Source organism: Streptacidiphilus sp. PAMC 29251, assembly GCF_054208735.2.
Map to the genome: position 1 here is coordinate 2380417 of NZ_CM135725.2, position 17342 is coordinate 2397758.

A 17342-nucleotide genomic window follows, 5' to 3' on the forward strand; every position below is an offset into this window, starting at 1 on the left:
ACTCAGCTGTAGACGCCGAACTCGTACAGCGAGTAGCCGTACGCGGTGCCGCGCTGGGTCAGGTTCAGCCGCACATAGCGGCCTGACCCGGTGACGTCGAAGTCGTCGACGCCGCCGGACGCTGTGGTGGTGGAGTAGACGTTGGTCCAGTTGGTGCCGTCGTTGGACACCTGGACCTGGTACGCCTTGCCGTAGGCGGACTCCCAGCCGAGCTGGATGTGCTTGATGCTGGTGGTCTGGCCCAGGTCGACCTGGAGCCACTCGGCGTCGTCCCAGTTGCTGGCCCAACGCGTGGACCAGTCACCGTCGGTGGCCTGTCCAGGGGTGAAGTTGCCGAGCGTGGTCTGGTACGACGAGGCGGTGGTGGTCTTGCCCTTGGCCACGTTGGTACCACTCACCGGCGGGGCGATGACCTTGAAGGAGCGGGTCTCGATCCCCACGTTGCCGTGGCCGTCGGAGGCGTAGACGTAGACCTTCCAGGTGCCCAGGGTCTTGGGCGCGGTGACGGTGAACTGCCCGTCCCCGGTCTGGGTGAAGGCCACCTGCTGCAGCCCGGTGCCGCCGTCGACGTACTTGCTGGTGTACATCAGGTTGTAGCGGATCAGGTCGCCGTCGGGATCGGTGGTGCTGGTCGCGACGTTGAAGGTGCCGCCGGCCGGGACGGTCGCGGTGTTGCTCAGCGTCATGCTGCTGATCACCGGCGGGGTGTTGGCCTGCGGCGTGCCGCCGAAGTCCTTGGCCACCGAGTAGTACGCCAGCCGCTTCCAGCCCTCCGGGATCAGGTTGAACCAGACCCCGCCGAAGTCGTTCTCGATGCCGTAGCTGAACATCGTGCCGCCGAAGGAGACCCCGGTGTGCCCGGCGATGCAGTTCCAGGCACTGGTGTACCCGTCACGCATCTGCTGGTCGGTGGGCTGGGTCGGCACCCCGTTGGCATCGTTGGGGACCTCCCACTCACCCGAGTCACCGGACTCGGTGACAATGTACGGCTTGGTGTAGCCGCCGCTGGTCCAGTCGCCCTTGACACTGCACACCGCGCCGTAGGAGTTCACGGCGTAGAGGTCCAGGTCGGGGGTGTACTGCTTGTAGTAGGGCCAGGCGCCGGTGTACGCGTCGGTGGAGGTCACCGGGTGGTTCGGGTCCGCGGCGTGGATCGCCTGGACGATCTGCTCCACGTACTGCGCGTAGGCGATCCGCTGCTGCTCCACGGCAGCCCCGGTGTAGTGGTCCTGGGTGGTCAGGATGACCTCGTTGCCGACGTCCCACATCAGCACGCCGGGGTGGCTCTTGTAGGTGTTCACCCACTGCACGATCGAGTTGAGCGTGCTGGTCTTGTAGGCGGTGTCATTGACGTAGTCGGCGCCCTGGTTCAGCCAGAAGCCGTTGATCACCTTCAGCCCGTTGGCAGCCGCGGCGTCCAGCAGCGGCTTGGTGGTGGCGTCGGTGCCCCAGGTGCGGACGGTGTTGACGCCCATCGACTTGAGGTCGCGCATGTGGGCGCCGGCGGTGTCGGTGCCCGGGCCCCAGGTGACGCCCTTGACCTGCCACGGCGAGCCGTTGACATTGAGCTGCCAGTTGCCCTGGGAACCGGTCACCTTGACCACGCTGGGCGTGGTCGGCACCGGCGGGTCGGTCAGCGGGGCCGGCGCGGTGCCGGTGGTCTGCGCCACGGTCACGGCGCCGATGCTCAGCGTGCCGCCGGAACTGGTGCCGCTGCTCGGCGAGGTGCAGCCGCAGACGGCGTTGGGGTACGAGCCGCCGATGGAGAGGTTGGCCTGCAGGTAGAAGCCGTGGTCCACGGCCGCCTGCCAGGTGGCGACGCCGACCTGGGACTCATTGACCTGCCACACCTGGTAGCCGTCCAGGTAGAAGCGGATCTGCTCGTCGGTCTTGGTCCGGTCGATCACCTCGGAGTAGGTGTGGTAACCGGTCTGGCAGTTGGTGCAACTGGCGAGGCCGCTGGTCAGGCCGTTGTACTCATTGCAGTTGCCGTTGGGCGCGGTACCGCAGTGCAGCGTCGCGGAGAGCTGGCTGCGCCCGTTGACGTCCTCCAGGATGTCCCCCTCGCCCATCGCGGGCCAGGTGGTCGGAGCGGTGCGGTAGGCGGCGCCGACGGCCTTGAAAGCGGGCCAGTAGCCGAGCCCGTTGGCCACGTTGGGCTGCTTGATGGAGGCCTGGATCAGCAGCTGGCCACCCGCCGGGGCGGCGAAGTCGCTGCGCTTGGTCTCCACCCGGCCCGAGGTCCAGTTGCCGCCGCCGTCCTTGAGCGCGGTCAGGTTGAGGTGGTTGCTGCCGTCGACCGAGACGTTGGCGGCCGCGTTGGTGTTGGTCTCCACCTCACTGGTGCCGTAGTTCGCCGGACCGCCCGCGTAGGCGGTGGTGCCGGTGTCCGTGGTCCAGTCGGCGGCCGAGGGCGCGCTGCCGGCCGCACCGCCGAAGTTGTCGCTCCACACCGGGGTCCAGTTGCCGGGCGGAGTCGTCCCGTTCGGCGGCGGAGAGGTGGGCGGGGTGGTGGTGGGCGGGGTGGTGGTCGGCGGCGCGGTGGTGCCGGCCGTCCCGTAGACCTTGAACTCGTAGAGCGCGTAGCCGTAGCCGTTGGAGCGCACGGTGCCGTACATCCGGACATAGCGGCCGCTGCCGCTGATGTTCAGCGTCTCGGTGCCGCCGGGGCTGTTGGCGGTGGTGTAGATGCTGGTCCAGTTGGTGCCGTCGTTGGACGTCTGGATCTGGTACGCCTTGGCCGCGTTCTCCCACTGGAGCACCACCTGACTGATGCTCGCGGTGGCCCCGAGGTCGACCTGCAGCCACTGCGGGTCGGCCCAGGCACTGGCCCAGCGGGTCGTCCCGTCACCGTCGACCGCGTTCGCCGGGCCGAGCCCCGCGCCCTCGACCGAGGAGGCGGTGGCGGTCTTGCCCTGCGACAGCAGCGCCCCTCCGCCCTGCGGCGGGGTCGTGGTCGGCGGCGCGGTGGTCGGCGGCGGCGTGGTGGCGCCGGTCGTCCCGTAGACCTTGAACTCCCAGAGCGCGTAGCCGTAGCCGTTGGAGCGCACGGTGCCGTTCATCCGCACGTAGCGCCCGGTGCCGCTGACGCTCAGCGTCTCGGTTCCGCCGGGGCCGGTGGTGGTGCTGTAGATGTTGGTCCAGTTGGTCCCGTCGTTGGACGTCTGGATCTGATACGCCTTGGCCGCGTTCTCCCACTGCAGGACGACCTTGTCCAGCGTGTAGCTGGCGCCCAGGTCGACCTGCAGCCACTGCGGGTCGGCCCAGGCACTGGCCCAGCGGGTCGTCCCGTCACCGTCGACCGCGTTCGCCGCGCCGAGACCCGCGCCCTCGACCGAGGACGCCGTGGCGGTCTTCCCCTGCGACAGCAGGGTGTCGTCCGCGTGGGCCGCGACCGGCCCGGCGACGAGAGCGTAGAAGAAGAGCGAGAAGGCCACGACGGCCAGCACGGCCACCCGTATCGGCGCGGGTGGTCGCAGCAGCCTCGGAGGTGCGGGGGCTTGCATGGGGGCTCCTGACGGGTGGGTACGAGGGCTTGGAGAGCGCTCACCAAGAGAGCGCTCTCCCATCGGGCCGATGGTTGCGCTCTTGTTTCGGGGACGTCAAGAGTTTTGTCAGAATGAGTGGTTCCGGTACTGCCTGAACGTTGACTGGCAGTCATATACCGGTTAATTGCGACAAAGCGACGGGCTGATTTGTGGTTCCGCATCAGCGCCGCCCTTGACGGACTCAACCTCGGTGCGAGACCTTTGCAACGCGGGAGAGCGCTCTCCCATGCGGGGGTGCCTCCCCGCACGAATCCGGGACGCCTCTCCGACCTGACCGCGGAGGGGCGCCCCCTCGCCGGCTCCGCGGGGGCCACCGCCGGGCGGCCACCTGGCCGCCACCGGACGCCGCCACCCCGGCCGCGACGGCCTCAGCGGCCGCTACCGCCGCAGGCGCCCGCGCGCATGGCTACGCCGGACACCCCGCAGCGCCGGACACCCCGCAGCGGCGCCCGCGCACCCGCCTACCCGGACTGCCGCACCACCAGCACCGGGTCGAAGACCGCGGACTTCGGCCCGGAGGACGTCCCCTCGATCAGCTCCAGCAGCATCCGGGTCATCTCCGCCGCCATCTCCTCCACCGGCTGCCGCACCGTGGTCAGGGCCGGCCGGCTGGCGGTGGCCGCGCTGCTGTCGTCGAAGCCGATCACGCTGACGTCCTCCGGCACCCGCCGCCCGTGCTCCCGCAGGATGTGCAGCGCCCCCTGGGCCATCAGGTCGTTGGCGGCGAACACCCCGTCCAGCTCCGGGAGTTCGGCGAGCAGGCGGAGCATCGCCTGCTCCCCGCTGGCCTGGGTGAAGTTCCCCACGGCGGTCGGGACCACCGGCACCCCCTGCCGCGCCATCGCCTCCAGGAAGCCGTCCCGCCGTTCCCGCGCCGCCCGGACGTCCAGCGGCCCGGAGATCAGCACCACCCGGCGGCAGCCGTTGTCGAGCAGCCGGGCCGCGGCCAGCCGCGCGCCCTCCTGGTGCGCCAGATCCACGAAGCCGATCGGCACAGGCCCCGGCGGGCGGGCGAACAGCACCGCCGGCAGCCCGGCCCGGACCAGCAGCTCGGGCAGGGGGTCGTCCGCGTGGGTGGAGACCACCACCGCCCCGTCCGCGTTGCCCTGCCGCAGGAAGGCGACCACCTGGTCGCGCGCCTCGGGGGTCTCGGCGAGCATCAGCACCGGGTGCATGCCCTGGGGGCGGAGGAAGCCCATCACCCCGTTGATCACCCGGCTGAAGAAGGGGTCGGTGAACACCTGGTTCCGGAACTCCTCCTCCATCCCCTCCCCGCGCCGGAGACCACCAGGGCCACCGACCCGGTCCGTCGGGTGATCAGCGACCGGGCGGCGCTGTTGGGCACATAGCCGGTCTCGGCGATGGCCCGACGCACGGCCTCCTGGATCACCGGGTCGACATTGCGGGTGTGGTTCACCACCCGGGACACGGTGGCCCGGGACACGCCGGCCACCCGGGCGACATCCTCCAAGGTCGGAGCGGTTCCGGCGAGTGCGCTTCGGGGCTCGTCCATGGGGCTGTTATAGCAGAGGCGGAGAGCGCTCTCCAGCTGATTCGGAGAGAGCGGGGAATTAGCTGAGTCAAACTCACTATTAGCAGGAATAACTATGCGCTACCCTCAGTTGAACGTACCGACAGAATCGAAGCCTCTCTGGAGCCGCCCGTGAAACCCCAAGGCCCTGCCTGGACTCCCCCCGTCCGTGACCCCAGCACCCCCAAACCGCCCGCGCAGCTCCGCCGGATCCTGCGCCTGTTCCGCCCCTACCGGCGCAAGCTGCTCATCGTCGGCGTGTTCGTCGGCCTGTCCTCCCTGGTCTCCGTCGCGTCGCCGTTCCTGCTGCGGGCGATCCTGGACACCGCCATCCCGCAGGGGCGCACCGGGCTGCTGAGCCTGCTCGCGCTCGGCATGATCGCGGTCGCCGTCGCCAACTCGGTGTTCAACGTGCTGCAGACCTATCTCAGCACCAGTGTCGGCCAGCGCGTCATGCACGACCTGCGCACCAGCGTCTACAGCCATCTGCAGCGGATGCCGCTCGCCTTCTTCACCCGCACCCGCACCGGCGAGGTGCAGTCCCGGATCGCCAACGACATCGGCGGCATGCAGTCGACCGTGACCAGCACCGCGACCTCGCTGGTCTCCAACCTGACCACCGTCCTGGCGACCATCGTCGCCATGGTCGCGCTGGACTGGAAGCTGACCATCGTCTCGCTGCTGCTGCTCCCGCTCTTCGTGTGGATCAGCCGCCGGGTCGGCAACGAGCGCCGCAAGATCGCGACCCAGCGACAGAAGCAGCTCGCCGCCATCTCCTCCATCATGCAGGAGTCGCTCTCCGTCAGCGGCATCCTGCTCGGCCGCACCATGGGCCGCTCCCGGGCGCTCAGCGACGAGTTCTCGCGCGAGTCGAACTCCCTGGCCGACCTCGAGGTCCGCGCCGACATGGCCGGCCGCTGGCGCCAGTCGACGATCCAGATCGTGATGGCCGCGATGCCCGCGGTGATCTACTGGACCGCAGGCCTCACCACCGGCCACGGCGTCGGTTCCGCGGTGTCCATCGGCACCCTGGTCGCCTTCACCTCGCTGCAGCAGAACCTGTTCCGCCCCACCGTCCAGCTGCTCCAGGTCGGCGTCGCCGTGCAGGTGTCGCTCGCCCTGTTCCAGCGGATCTTCGAGTACCTGGACCTGGTCCCCGACATCACCGAGCGCCAGGACCCGGTCACCCTCCCCCGCCGCAGCGGGAACGCCCGCAGCGGCGAGGTCCGCTTCGACCAGGTCGGCTTCTCCTACGAGCCGGACGCGGGCACCCCGCCCACCCTGGACGGCATCGACCTCACCGTCCCGGCCGGCAGCAGCCTCGCCGTGGTCGGCGAGACCGGCTCCGGCAAGACCACGCTCAGCTACCTGGTCCCCCGCCTCTACGACGTGCTGGCCGGGCGGGTCCTGGTCGACGGCGTGGACGTGCGCGACCTCAGCTTCGAGTCGCTGGCCGACACGGTCGGCGTGGTCTCCCAGGAGACCTACCTGTTCCACGCCTCGGTCGCCGAGAACCTGCGCTTCGCCAAGCCCGACGCCTCCGACGAGGAACTCTACGAGGCCGCCCGCGCGGCCCAGATCCACGAGCACATCGCCGGCCTCCCGGACGGCTACGACACCATGGTCGGCGAACGCGGCTACCGCTTCTCCGGCGGCGAGAAGCAGCGGCTGGCGATCGCCCGCACCATCCTGCGCGACCCGCCGGTGCTGGTCCTGGACGAGGCGACCAGCGCGCTGGACACCCAGACCGAGCAGGCCGTGCAGACCGCGCTGGACGCGCTCACAGCGGGCCGGACGACGATCACCATCGCGCACCGGCTCTCCACCGTCCGCGACGCCGACCAGATCGTGGTCCTGGACGCCGGGCGGATCGCGGAGCGCGGCACCCACGACGAGCTGCTCGCCCTGGGCGGCCACTACGCGGCGCTGGTCTCCCGCGACAGCACCCTCACCCCGGCCTGAGCCGGGTTTTTCGGATCACCGGCCTGAGGCCTGCCTGTCGGGTCACCGGCCCGAGCCCGGACTGTCGAGTCACCGGTCTGAGCCCGGACTGTCAGGTCACCGGCCGGCGTGCTGGCCGGCGAAGTACAGCAACATCGCAAAGCCCGCGAAGACATGCAGGCCGATGACGTAGATGAACACCCGTACGTTCACCCCGCGTCCGGTCCGGGTGCTTCCGTCCTCGACGGGATAACGGTTCGTGGCCATGGCTTCCTCCTTTGATTCTGCTACGGCTGACGGCTAGTGAAGGCAGAGTTCCGAGGTCGGGCTCTGCAGCAGGGTGTGCAGGAACAGCAGTTCCACCCCCGGCTCCCCGCCGCGACCAGCCGGTGCGGCCGCATCGAGTCGAAGTGCGCGGAGTCGCCCGGATCGAGTTGATGCTGCTCCCGGTCAAGGGTGAGCAGCAGCCGCCCCTGCAGGACGTACAGCCACTCCTCGCCGGGGTGGACCCGGACCACCTCGTCCTGCACCCGGACCGGGATGTGGACCCGCAGCGCCTGCATCGCCCGTCCCGGCACGCCCGCCGGACGGTACGTCCAGCCGCCGGCCGAGGTGGGCTCGCCCTCGCCGGCCCGGACCACGGGGGCGCGGACGACCGGTGAGGGCTCGCCGCCCTCGCCCAGCAGGACCTCCACCGGCACCCCGTAGGCTCGGGAGAGCCCGAGCAGCACCGGCAGCGAGGGCTGCCGCTTGGCGGTTTCCAGCCGGGACAGATGCGCGGGTGAGAGCCCCACCCGGGCGGCGGCGACCTCCAGCGTGAGCCGACTGCTCAGCCGCCGCTCCCGCAGCCGGGCGCCGAGCCCGGGCAGATCCTCGCCTGCGGCGGTGCCTGCGGCCGGGTCGGTGCCGGTGTCCGTGTCGGTGTCCATGCCCCCAGGTTCACACCACCACCGAGCCTCAGGCAAGCAACTTGCCTCTGAGGCAAACCACCTCGATGAGGGGCGTCAGCAGATCTGGTCGAGCCAGGCACGGAAGTGGCTCCTGAAGGGTTCCGCACCCGTGCGCAGCGCGGTCTGGAGCCAGTCGGCCGACGCCGCAGCCCGCGCGATGACGTCCGGCGGGTACGCGTACCGGACCTGGTGGTCGGCGAACTCGTCCTCGTCATCGACGAAGATCTCGCCCCCTTCGCGTACCCGGCAGACGTCGAGACCCAGGTCGACCATGGTGACCTCGCCGGAATTCGGCCACCAGGACGGCGTGGTGACGTCGCAGTAGGCGTCCAAGCGCTGGGGCGCGTCCAGGAAGAGCGCCGTCCATCAGGCATCGCGAGGGATGAGCTTGACCCGGGCCTCTTGCGACTCGTACACCGGCCCCTGGTCGCCCTTGCTGTGCACAGTGCCAGCTGGCATGCCGAGCCAGACGCCATGGTCGTCTTCGCCCAGCCGGAACATGGTGCAGTGCCAGTGCAGGCTTCCGTCGTACTTGCGGGCGGAGAACAGAACCTCGGCAGCGTCCACGACCAGAACGCTACCGCGAGGACGCATTCGGGGCCGTGTGCTCCACAGGACCACTCCGCGCAGAACTCGGACGCGACGGCGCCTTGATCCTTTCTGTTCGGAGCCTGTTCAATCAGCAGATGAGTGAGAGCGATGCTGCCCCGGGTGGCTGGGCCGCGCTGTGGAAGGGCTACCAGCCCTCCGCGTGCACGGCTGCCGCGTGGTTGGGCGGTTTGGGCTTCAACCGGGGCGCATCGGCGGAGGCCCTGGTCAATCTCTTCGACACGGGCAAGCCGCTCTTCGTGCATTTCCTGTACCGCGCTGACCTCCCGTCCAGCGTCCTGGACGCGGCAGTAGTCCACCCCATGAGGGCAGTCCGCCTCACAGCGGCAGAATCGGGGAAACTCTCGCCCGAGCAGTGGGGCCGACTGCTCGCCGCCACCGCAGGAACGGCGCTCCGCGAGGTTCTGGCGGACCTGGCAGCGGAGCAGGCCACCCAGCGGGTTTCCGGAGCACGGGTCGGTATCGAGGGAGCGCCGGACTCCGAGTCCCGACCGCCTACGAGTCCGGCCGAGATCGCGGCGCTGGCGGCCACCGTTCCGCACGTCACCACTGATCACCACACACACGCGGTGTGGTGGATCGCCGCCCTCCACGATGACGCCGACGCGATGCGCCAGCTCGCGATGTCGCCGAACTTGCTGATCCGGCGCAGCGTGGCCCGTGCCCGGCACCTGCCGCCGGAGGTGGCGGACCTCCTCGCCCACGACGAGGACCGCATCGTGCGCCTCTTCCTCACCGAATCCTGCGACGATGCCCCAGCGGACGTGCTCCTGGACGTGTGGAACTGGTGGCCCGGCAGCTTCTCGTTCCCGGGACGCCCCCGCAACCACCCCAACTTCCCCTGCCACGACCTGCTCCGCTTCGCCGAGGACCCGGAACCCCGCATCCGCCTGCTGGCGCTCGACGATCACGCGTCGGACGCCGCCCTCGTCGAACGCTTCAGCCGCGATCCCGAAGCCCAGGTGCGAAGCGCTGCCGCCGCCGACCCGCGCCTGTCGCCCGAATCCGCAGTCAGGCTGGTCGACGATGCGGACCAGTCCGTCCGCAGCTTGGCCCGGAGGAACCCGGCCCTGCCGCCGGATGCTCTGATCCCCTTGCTCCTAGACGAACACAGCGCCGAGGACGCCGCCCAGAACCCGGCGATTCCGACGGCCGCCATGCACCGCATGATCGCCCTGGCCACCGCGCGCCCTGACACCCATGCGAGCAAGCGGCTGCCTGGGTCGGCCGACCCAGGCAAAAGCGATGCTGTGCCTAAGTCTGTGACTGGGCCACGATCATGACGGAGCACCCCGGTGTCGGCGTGATGCTGGCGTGTTTGCTGGAGCACAGAGAACTCAGCGGGCAGGATCTGGCAGATCGCGCCGGGTTGTCGGAAAGCGGAATCCGCGCGCTGCTCGCGGGAGAAGCCCCCAGTGAGGGGCTGCTCCGACGGATCGCCCCTGCCATTGGTTTCCACGCTGTCGACCTCTTCATCCTCGCTGGGTTGGAGGTCCCGGCGACATGGCGCCGTTGGACGCCGCGGCCGAGCGGGGGGCACCGTGTCAGCCGCGCCACCGTCCACCGCGTCCTCGAACGCGCCGCTCATGGCAGTAGGGTGGACTGGCATGAGACACCGGGAGGCCGAGTCCGACCGAGACATGGCCGCACTTCTGGCGACCATGGCGTTCATCGAGATCCGGCATCTGGCCGGGGGCGCACGGCGCGTGGCACAGGACAACTCCCATGACGAGGCTCTGGACCGCATCAGGTTCCTGGCTGACTTGAGCCACAACCTTCCGGGCGTCGCACGGCCACTTCCCAGGAGGCCGTCCCGCCAGGGCAAGCCTCTCGGGAGCTTCGACCAGGCGATGGCCGACCGACCGATGAGCTGGGCTTGGAATACCGCCGGCCCGGAAGCCCGCGCATGGATGCTGCGTCACATCGACCAGGCAGGGCGAAGCTGGACGCCGCCCCCGCCGCTGCCGCAATCCCGCAAAGACCCGTCGCCGATGACGTGGCGGCAACAGATGGACTTGCTACTCAGACGCTGGCCGGTCAAGGCCCCTGCCGGGCGCCGGCCACTATCGGCGGAAGCGAATGTTCTCAAGGCTCTCGACACTGAAGCGGTTTGCGTCTTGCACGAGGAGGCCGGACGGCTCCGGCTCGGCCTGGGTGGAGGCGGATCATGGCTCCGGGCGCATCTTGATCCAGACGGCGTGCACTATCTGCTACCGGATCCGGCGAGCTACTACTGGCCCGGAAACCCGAACGGTCGCGGCGGCGAGATCGACTGGTGGCAGTGCACCACGCTGCTCCAGATGTTCAACGGAGAGCAGGTCAGCGGCATGGTCGCCGTACTTCCGGAGACCTTCACAGCATTGGCCTCAACCATGCCCCGGAAGGAACAGCTCCGACTCGCCCACCGAGTCCGCTCCATCGAGCGAGATGCCTCCCAATGGGGCCGGGGCCACAAGGCCGAATGCGCACCTCAGCTTTGCGGCTACGTCCCCGAAGCAACCAACAGCGCTCCGCCGACAGAACTCCCGCCCGGCAAATGATCGCGGTCACCGCATTAGGCTTCAGCCATGAACGTGATCCTCTTCGGTGCCACCGGCATGATCGGTCAGGGTGTGCTCCGCGAGTGCCTGCGGGACGAGCGGGTCGAGCGGGTGCTGGTCGTGGGCCGGACGGCCCTGGGCGGCGGCATGGAGCACCCCAAGTTGCGCGAGGTCGTCCAGCCCGACCTGACCGACCTCTCCGGCTTTGAGGCCGAACTCGCCGACTACGACGCCTGCTTCTTCTGCCTCGGCGTCTCCTCCGTCGGCATGAAGGAGGAGGCCTATCGTCGGGTCACCTACGACCTGACCCTCTCGGTCGGACGCACCCTGGCCGCCGCCAACCCCGAGCTGACCTTCATCTATGTCTCGGGCCAGGGGACGGACAGCAGCGAGCGCGGACGCACCATGTGGGCCCGGGTGAAGGGCAAGACCGAGAACGACCTGCTCCAACTCCCCTTCCACGCCTACATGTTCCGCCCAGGCTTTGTTCAGCCCATGGACGCCGTGGTCTCCAGGACCCGCCTCTACCGCATCGCCTATGCCATCACCGGCCCGCTGATCCCGCTGCTCAAGCGGCTCGCCCCGAACGCGGTCAACGACAACCGCCAGATCGGCCGCGCGATGCTGGCCGTGGCCGCGTCCGGCCCGGAGACCCGCGTCTTCAGCCCCAAGGACATCAACACCCTGGCCACCCCGCAGCCGAACCACTGACGGACCGCGTGCGGGCCCTATGCGGTTGGCCCTGGGGCGGGGGCAGGCTGGGAGACCGTGGTCGTCCAGCCCTGGTCGAGCAGGAGGCAGGCCTGGTCGATAGCGGCGGCGGGGTCAGGACGGGAGCCGGCGAACGCGAGGGCTTCGAGGGCGAAGCGGGCGTAGGCGGCGCAGATGAGGTCGTCCTGCGGCCGGCCGGTCTGGTCGGCGAGCGCGCGGGCCAGCGCGTGCTCGTGGCGCAGCCACATCGTGCGGGAGTACTCGCGCAGGACCGGGGTCTCCTGGATGAGCTGCTGGAATTCGGCGAAGCGGGGATCCCGGGTGTGGGTCGAGTCGACGAAGCCGATGAGGTAGGCGCGTAGGGCCTGAGGGACGGTCTGACCCGGCGGCCGATCGGTGACCACGCTGACCAGCGCGGCCTCGTTGCGGGCTTCCTGGTCGAAGACCAGGGCCTCTTTGCCCTGGGGGAAGTAGTTGAACAGGGTCGACACCGACACGTCGGCTCCCTCGGCGATCTCGCGTACGCCCACCTGCTCGTAGCCGCGTTGCAGGAACAGCCGCAGCGCCGTGTCGGCGATCGCCTGGCGGGTGGCGGCCTTCTTCCGTTCGCGCCGCCCACCTGTTCCCACGCCGCCGATCGTCTCTGCCATGTCCGCAACCCTACCGGGTGTGCGCCAAACTTGGAACTGTTGTATATTTGGAGCCGTTGCATAAACGCACGCATCGACGAAGGGAATCACCATGAGCTCCGCGAACCGCATCACACCTGGCCAGGCCAGGATCAGCATCATCGGCGCCGGCCCCGGCGGGCTGACCTGCGCCCGTATCCTCCAGCGGCGCGGCCTGACGGTCACCGTCTACGACCGTGACACCGGCCCCGACGCGCGCAACCAGGGCGGCACCCTGGATCTGCACGCCGACAACGGCCAGATCGCCCTGCGCGAGGCCGGTCTGCTGGAGGAGTTCTTCACGCTGGCCCGCCCCGAGGGGCAGGAAATGCGCCAGTTGGATTCGACCGGCACGCTCACCTCGCACCGGGTCCCGGAGCCCGATGAGCTCTTCAAGCCGGAAATCGACCGCGGCCAGCTGCGCGACCTGCTGCTCGGCTCCCTGCAACCGGAGACGGTGCGGTGGGGGCAGGCTCTCGACGGGATCACCGGTCCCGACGACGGGCCACGGCGGCTGCACTTCGCCGACGGCACGTCCATAGAGACCGATCTGGTCATCGGCGCCGACGGCGCCTCCTCCCGGGTACGCCCGGCCGTGTCCCCCGCCGTCCCCGGGTACACCGGGGTGAGCTTCCTGGAGGCCTGGTTCTCCGATGTCGACGCCCGCCACCCCGACCTTGCCGAACTGGTCGGCCAAGGCGGCGCCCACGCCGCCGACGGCGACCGCGGCATGTTCGCCCAGCGCAACAGCGGAAACCACATCCGGGTCTATCTCGTCCGGCGGGTCCCGGTCGACTGGATAGGCAGGAGCGGCCGCAGCATCGACGACACCGAGGGCATCCGCACCCTGCTCCTGGACGAGTACGCGCACTGGTCGCCCGGCTGCGCCGGATGATCACCGACAACGAGGGCCGCTACGTCGACCGGCCGATCTTCGCCCTGCCCGTCCCGCACACCTGGGCGCACAACCCGACGGTGACCCTGCTCGGCGACGCCGCCCACCTGATGCCCCCGCTCGGCGTCGGCGTCAACCTCGCCATGCTCGACGCCAGCGAACTCGCCCTGGCCCTGGCCGACTCCGCCACCGTCGACGACGCCATCCGCGCCTATGAGGCGACCATGCTCCCCCGCTCCACCGAGACGGCCAAGATCCTCGAAGGCGGCGCCGAGCACCTGCTGTCCACCGACATACCCGACTTCGACGAGGGCGACGCCCCCCAGGCCTGAGCCCTGAGCCCTGAGCCCTGACCCCCGAACCGTGCCCAGGGCTCAGCCGCAGGCGCCGATGACGGCGTCGCTGATCCTGCTTTCGTAACGGGAGCCCTCGCTCTGGGCGACAAGGTGGTTGGTGAAGTGGACAAAGACCAGGTCGCGGGTGGGGTCGGCCCAGGCCAGGCAGGTGCTGCTGCCGTTGTGGCCGAAGGCCTGCGGGCTGCCGAGCTGGCCCATCGGGCGGCCGGCCGCGGGGTCGGGTCCTGCGGCGCCCAGTTGGAAGCCGTGCGACCAGCGCACCCGCATCTGCAGGAAGTGGTCGAGGTCGCCCTCCTCAGCGGTGGACAGCCGCCTGGCCTCTGCGACCGAGGCCGGTTCGAGCACCCGCACCCCGTCCAACTCCCCACCGCGCAAAAGCATCTCGTAGAAGCGGGCGAGGTCGCGCGCGGTGGTGGACAGCCCGGACGCGGGGACGACAGCCCGCCGTACCGCGCGGCGGTTGAAGAACATCCGGCGGAGCCGGTCGGCCCGGCGCGAGGTGGACACCAGCGGCACCGCCCGGTGCCGCAGCTCGCGACCCACGCCGAGGTGCGTGTCCCGCAGCCCGAGCGGTTCCAGGAACTCCGTCCTGAGCAGTTCCCTGACCGGGGCGCCGCTGACCCGCCGGAGCAGCTCACCGAGGATGTAGCCATAGCTGATGATGTGATAGGCGGCTACCTCCCCGGCGGGTACGCGGGCCGGGCCCGCTCGATGTGGCGTACTGACCGCTCCCAGTCCGTCATCGCCCAGGCGTCCCGCAGCAGACTCCGGGCCACCGGCACGCCCGCGCGGTGCTGGAGCACCTGGCGGACGGTGACCGCTTCCTTGCCATTGCGGCCGAACTCCGGCCAGTACGCGGCCACCCGCTCGTCCAGCGACAGTTCACCGCGCTCGGCGAGCTTGTGCACCAGCAGCGCGGTGAGCGGCTTGCCGGCCGAGAAGGTCAGGAACAGCGCGTCGGGCCCGCAGCCGAACCTGCGGTCCAGCACCACCCGGCCCTTCCGCAGGACGCAGAGCTGACCGGCGGTGCCGCGTGCCTGGGCCAGCTCCCAGGCCCGGTCCAGCCCGTCCGGATCCATGCCGACCTCGGCAGGCCGGGACTCTTCCCAGTCGAACACCCGTCCCCCTTGACTGTCGATCACGAACTGCCCAGCACCGACTGCCCAGCACGATGGCTCCTGTTGCCGCACACCATCCTCCCGCACCGCGAGCGCCGCCGGACGCCGCTGAACAGCGCCGCAGGGGAAGCGTGCGAGGATTCGCCATGTTGAGGCTGGATGGAACGACCGCTGCGAGTGGAAGAAGATGACCGGCATGGGCGATGTGATCCTGGTCCGACACGGTGCGACGGACTGGAGCGAGGCCGGGCGCCACACCAGCTACACCGACCGTCCGCTGAGCCCCCACGGCGAGGAGCAGGCCGCCGCGCTCGCCGGGATACTGGCCGAGCACCCGGTCGGGTACGCCCTGAGCAGCCCGCTGCTGCGGGCCAGGACCACCGCCAAGCTGGCCGGCCTGGACAACCCGCAGATCGTCCCGGACATGCACGAGTGGGACTACGGCGGCTACGAGGGCATCACCACCGCGGAGATCCACCAGACCCGCCCCGACTGGAACCTGTGGACCGACGGCGTGGTCCCCGGCCCGGAGGGCCACCCGGGCGAGTCCCCGGACGAGATCGGCGCCCGTGCGGACCGGGTGCTGGCCCTGGTGGACGAGAAGCTGCGCGCCGCGGACGGCCGGGACGTCGCGCTGGTGGCGCACGCCCACTTCCTCCGCGTGCTGACGGCCCGTTACCTGGGCCTCCCCGCCTCCGCGGGCTCGCTGTTCATGCTGGCCACCGGCACCATCAGCCGACTGGGCACCGAGCACGGCCACCACGCCGTCGCCGCCTGGAACGAGCGCCCGCGGCGGTAGCGGCGGCGGCACCGGCACCGGCAAAAGACACCCAGGCAACACCACGAACACGGCCCCTCGGCGAATGATCGCCGGGGGGCCGCCCGCTGCGCCCTGTCTTATGCTCCTTTTGATCCCATAACGGACATATGGTGCTATCGGGGCGCGTCCCGCCGGTGCCGCGGACGGAGGCAGTTCCCTTGGGCGCGAGCGAGGTCACCCCCTTGGACCAGGCGGACCCCAGCCAGGACCACTCCTTCTTCGGCCACCCGCGCGGACTGCTCACCCTCTTCGGCACCGAGATGTGGGAGCGCTTCTCCTACCTCGGCATGACCGCCATCCTGACCCTCTACTTCACCGAGTCGGTCGCCGACGGCGGCATGGGGATGTCGGACAGCACGGCCTCCTCCGTCTACGCCGCCTACAGCACGATGATCTACCTGGTCTCGGTCGGCGGCGGCTGGCTCGCCGACCGGGTGCTCGGCTCGTACCGGGCGGTCCTCTTCGGCGGCATCTGCAATCGCCTGCGGGCACTACGTCATGGCCATCCCCACCACCAGCATGACCTGGATCGGCCTCGGTCTGATCATCGTCGGCACCGGCCTGCTGAAGCCCAATGTCTCCACCCTGGTCGGCAAGCTCTACGCCACCGAGGACGAACGCCGCGACGCCGGCTTCGCGCTCTACTACATGGGCATCAACATCGGCGCCTTCCTCGGCCCGCTGGTGGCCGGCTGGCTGGGCCAGAAGATCGGCTACCACTGGGGCTTCTCGGCCGCCGCGATCGGAATGACCTTCGGCGTGGCGCAGTACGTGCTGGGCCGGCGCCATCTGGCCGGGCGTCAGGACGGCGCCGAGTCCGCGCTGCCGCCCGAGGCGATGCGACGTTCGGTCCGGCTGATCGGGGCCGGGGCGGCGGCCGTCGCCGTGCTCTTCGGCGTGCTGGCCCTGGCCGGGGTGCTGACCATGTCGCTGGTGGTCGACATCGTCACCGCGGTCTCGATCCTGGCCCCGATCGCCTACTTCGCCTTCCTCTTCCGCAGCCCCAGGGTCACCCCCGCCGAACGCGGCCGGCTGCGCCCTACCTGGTGCTGTTCGCCGCCTCGGTGGCCTTCAACCTGGTGCTGTTCCAGTCGTACTCGACCATGAACCTGCTGGCGCTGAACCACGCCGACACCGAGTTCTTCGGCTGGCACTTCCCGTCCTCCTGGTACGGGTCGGTGCTCGGCGTCGCCGAGGTGGCGCTGGCGCCGGTGGTGGCCGCGGTCTGGGTGCGGCTGGGCCACCGTCAGCCGCACGCGTCCAACAAGATCGCCTACGGGGTGATCCTCGGTGGGCTGTCCTTTCTGATCATGGTTCCGGCGACGATGAACCGCACCGGCGACTGGGTGATGGCCGGGTGGTGGCTGATCGTCTGCTACCTGGTGCTCGGCCTCGGCGACATCCTGCTGGAGACCACCGGCATGTCGGTCACCACCAAGATCGCCCCGGTGGCCTTCGCCAGCCAGGCGATGGCGCTGTGGTTCCTCTCGCTGGCACTGGCCAACGGCGTCCAGGCGCAGACCGTGAAGCTCTACGGGCGGATCTCCGACCCGGCCTACTTCGCCGTCAACGGCAGCTTCGTGGTGCTGGTCGGCCTCGCCGTGATCGCCGCCGGGCCGTGGCTGCGCCGCACCATGGCCCCCATCCGCTGACCG

10 protein-coding genes and 5 pseudogenes are annotated in these 17342 nt (G+C 69.9%); 7 read left to right on the forward strand and 8 right to left on the reverse strand.

The annotated features are described in order from the left end of the window. Positions 1-2: 2 nt before the first annotated feature. Both ACXKR8_RS11120 and ACXKR8_RS11125 read right to left on the reverse strand, forming a co-directional pair. Entirely contained in the window at positions 3-3506 is a 3504-nt protein-coding gene (locus ACXKR8_RS11120; protein ID WP_458272739.1) for a galactose-binding domain-containing protein, read from the reverse strand. A 503-nt stretch (positions 3507-4009) separates the two neighbouring features. Continuing rightward, a pseudogene (locus tag ACXKR8_RS11125) lies at positions 4010-5061 on the reverse strand (LacI family DNA-binding transcriptional regulator). 150 nt (positions 5062-5211) lie between these two features. Between ACXKR8_RS11125 and ACXKR8_RS11130 the strand changes: the two are divergent. Continuing rightward, positions 5212-7041: an ABC transporter ATP-binding protein gene (locus tag ACXKR8_RS11130; RefSeq protein WP_458272741.1), complete on the forward strand. Its 1830-nt coding sequence runs from the start codon at positions 5212-5214 to the stop codon at positions 7039-7041. A gap of 96 nt (positions 7042-7137) precedes the next feature. Here ACXKR8_RS11130 and ACXKR8_RS11135 read toward each other — a convergent pair whose 3' ends face one another. The 4 genes and pseudogenes from ACXKR8_RS11135 to ACXKR8_RS11150 all read right to left on the reverse strand — a co-directional run bounded on the left by ACXKR8_RS11135 (position 7138) and on the right by ACXKR8_RS11150 (position 8537). Then, the gene (locus ACXKR8_RS11135) at positions 7138-7287 is read right to left on the reverse strand and encodes a DUF6126 family protein (protein WP_458272742.1); all 150 of its coding nucleotides are present in this window, start codon (positions 7285-7287) and stop codon (positions 7138-7140) included. 33 nt (positions 7288-7320) lie between these two features. Then, positions 7321-7949, reverse strand: a pseudogene (locus ACXKR8_RS11140) (helix-turn-helix domain-containing protein). Between the two features lie 75 nt (positions 7950-8024). Further along, complete coding sequence (locus ACXKR8_RS11145; protein WP_458274949.1) at positions 8025-8321, reverse strand: DUF402 domain-containing protein; 297 nt, start codon at positions 8319-8321, stop codon at positions 8025-8027. Between the two features lie 15 nt (positions 8322-8336). Then, on the reverse strand, positions 8337-8537 hold the full coding sequence (locus tag ACXKR8_RS11150; RefSeq protein WP_458272744.1) for a hypothetical protein: 201 nt from the start codon (positions 8535-8537) through the stop codon (positions 8337-8339). Between the two features lie 119 nt (positions 8538-8656). Between ACXKR8_RS11150 and ACXKR8_RS11155 the strand changes: the two genes are divergently transcribed. From ACXKR8_RS11155 to ACXKR8_RS11165, 3 genes are all read left to right on the forward strand, one after another. After that, a complete protein-coding gene (locus ACXKR8_RS11155) occupies positions 8657-9862 on the forward strand; it encodes a hypothetical protein (RefSeq protein ID WP_458272745.1) in 1206 nt (401 codons plus the stop codon). A gap of 357 nt (positions 9863-10219) precedes the next feature. Beyond that, complete coding sequence (locus ACXKR8_RS11160; protein WP_458272746.1) at positions 10220-11119, forward strand: hypothetical protein; 900 nt, start codon at positions 10220-10222, stop codon at positions 11117-11119. A 27-nt stretch (positions 11120-11146) separates the two neighbouring features. After that, positions 11147-11830, forward strand: coding sequence for an NAD-dependent epimerase/dehydratase family protein (locus ACXKR8_RS11165; protein ID WP_458272747.1), 684 nt, complete (start codon positions 11147-11149; stop codon positions 11828-11830). A 17-nt stretch (positions 11831-11847) separates the two neighbouring features. Here the strand turns inward: ACXKR8_RS11165 and ACXKR8_RS11170 are convergent, their stop codons facing one another. Beyond that, the gene (locus ACXKR8_RS11170) at positions 11848-12480 is read right to left on the reverse strand and encodes a TetR/AcrR family transcriptional regulator (RefSeq protein WP_458272748.1); all 633 of its coding nucleotides are present in this window, start codon (positions 12478-12480) and stop codon (positions 11848-11850) included. Between the two features lie 91 nt (positions 12481-12571). Here ACXKR8_RS11170 and ACXKR8_RS11175 point away from each other — a divergent pair. Then, a pseudogene (locus ACXKR8_RS11175) lies at positions 12572-13725 on the forward strand (FAD-dependent oxidoreductase). A 42-nt stretch (positions 13726-13767) separates the two neighbouring features. Here the strand turns inward: ACXKR8_RS11175 and ACXKR8_RS11180 are convergent. Then, positions 13768-15065 (reverse strand): annotated as a pseudogene (locus ACXKR8_RS11180) (serine hydrolase domain-containing protein). Between ACXKR8_RS11180 and ACXKR8_RS11185 the strand changes: the two are divergent. Together ACXKR8_RS11185 and ACXKR8_RS11190 are read left to right on the forward strand one after the other, a co-directional pair. Beyond that, a complete protein-coding gene (locus ACXKR8_RS11185) occupies positions 15064-15666 on the forward strand; it encodes a histidine phosphatase family protein (protein ID WP_458272751.1) in 603 nt (200 codons plus the stop codon). The pseudogene ACXKR8_RS11180 and the gene ACXKR8_RS11185 overlap by 2 nt on opposite strands. A gap of 128 nt (positions 15667-15794) precedes the next feature. Continuing rightward, positions 15795-17339: pseudogene (locus tag ACXKR8_RS11190) on the forward strand (peptide MFS transporter). Positions 17340-17342: the final 3 nt, after the last annotated feature.

Bases quoted from the DNA above. Each gene is read 5' to 3' on its own strand.
- ACXKR8_RS11120 (WP_458272739.1), bottom strand. From the start codon at position 3,506: ATGCAAGCCCCCGCACCTCCGAGGCTGCTGCGACCACCCGCGCCGATA.
- ACXKR8_RS11165 (WP_458272747.1), top strand. From the start codon at position 11,147: ATGAACGTGATCCTCTTCGGTGCCACCGGCATGATCGGTCAGGGTGTG.
- ACXKR8_RS11135 (WP_458272742.1), bottom strand. From the start codon at position 7,287: ATGGCCACGAACCGTTATCCCGTCGAGGACGGAAGCACCCGGACCGGA.
- ACXKR8_RS11185 (WP_458272751.1), top strand. From the start codon at position 15,064: ATGGGCGATGTGATCCTGGTCCGACACGGTGCGACGGACTGGAGCGAG.
- ACXKR8_RS11155 (WP_458272745.1), top strand. From the start codon at position 8,657: ATGAGTGAGAGCGATGCTGCCCCGGGTGGCTGGGCCGCGCTGTGGAAG.
- ACXKR8_RS11160 (WP_458272746.1), top strand. From the start codon at position 10,220: ATGGCCGCACTTCTGGCGACCATGGCGTTCATCGAGATCCGGCATCTG.
- ACXKR8_RS11170 (WP_458272748.1), bottom strand. From the start codon at position 12,480: ATGGCAGAGACGATCGGCGGCGTGGGAACAGGTGGGCGGCGCGAACGG.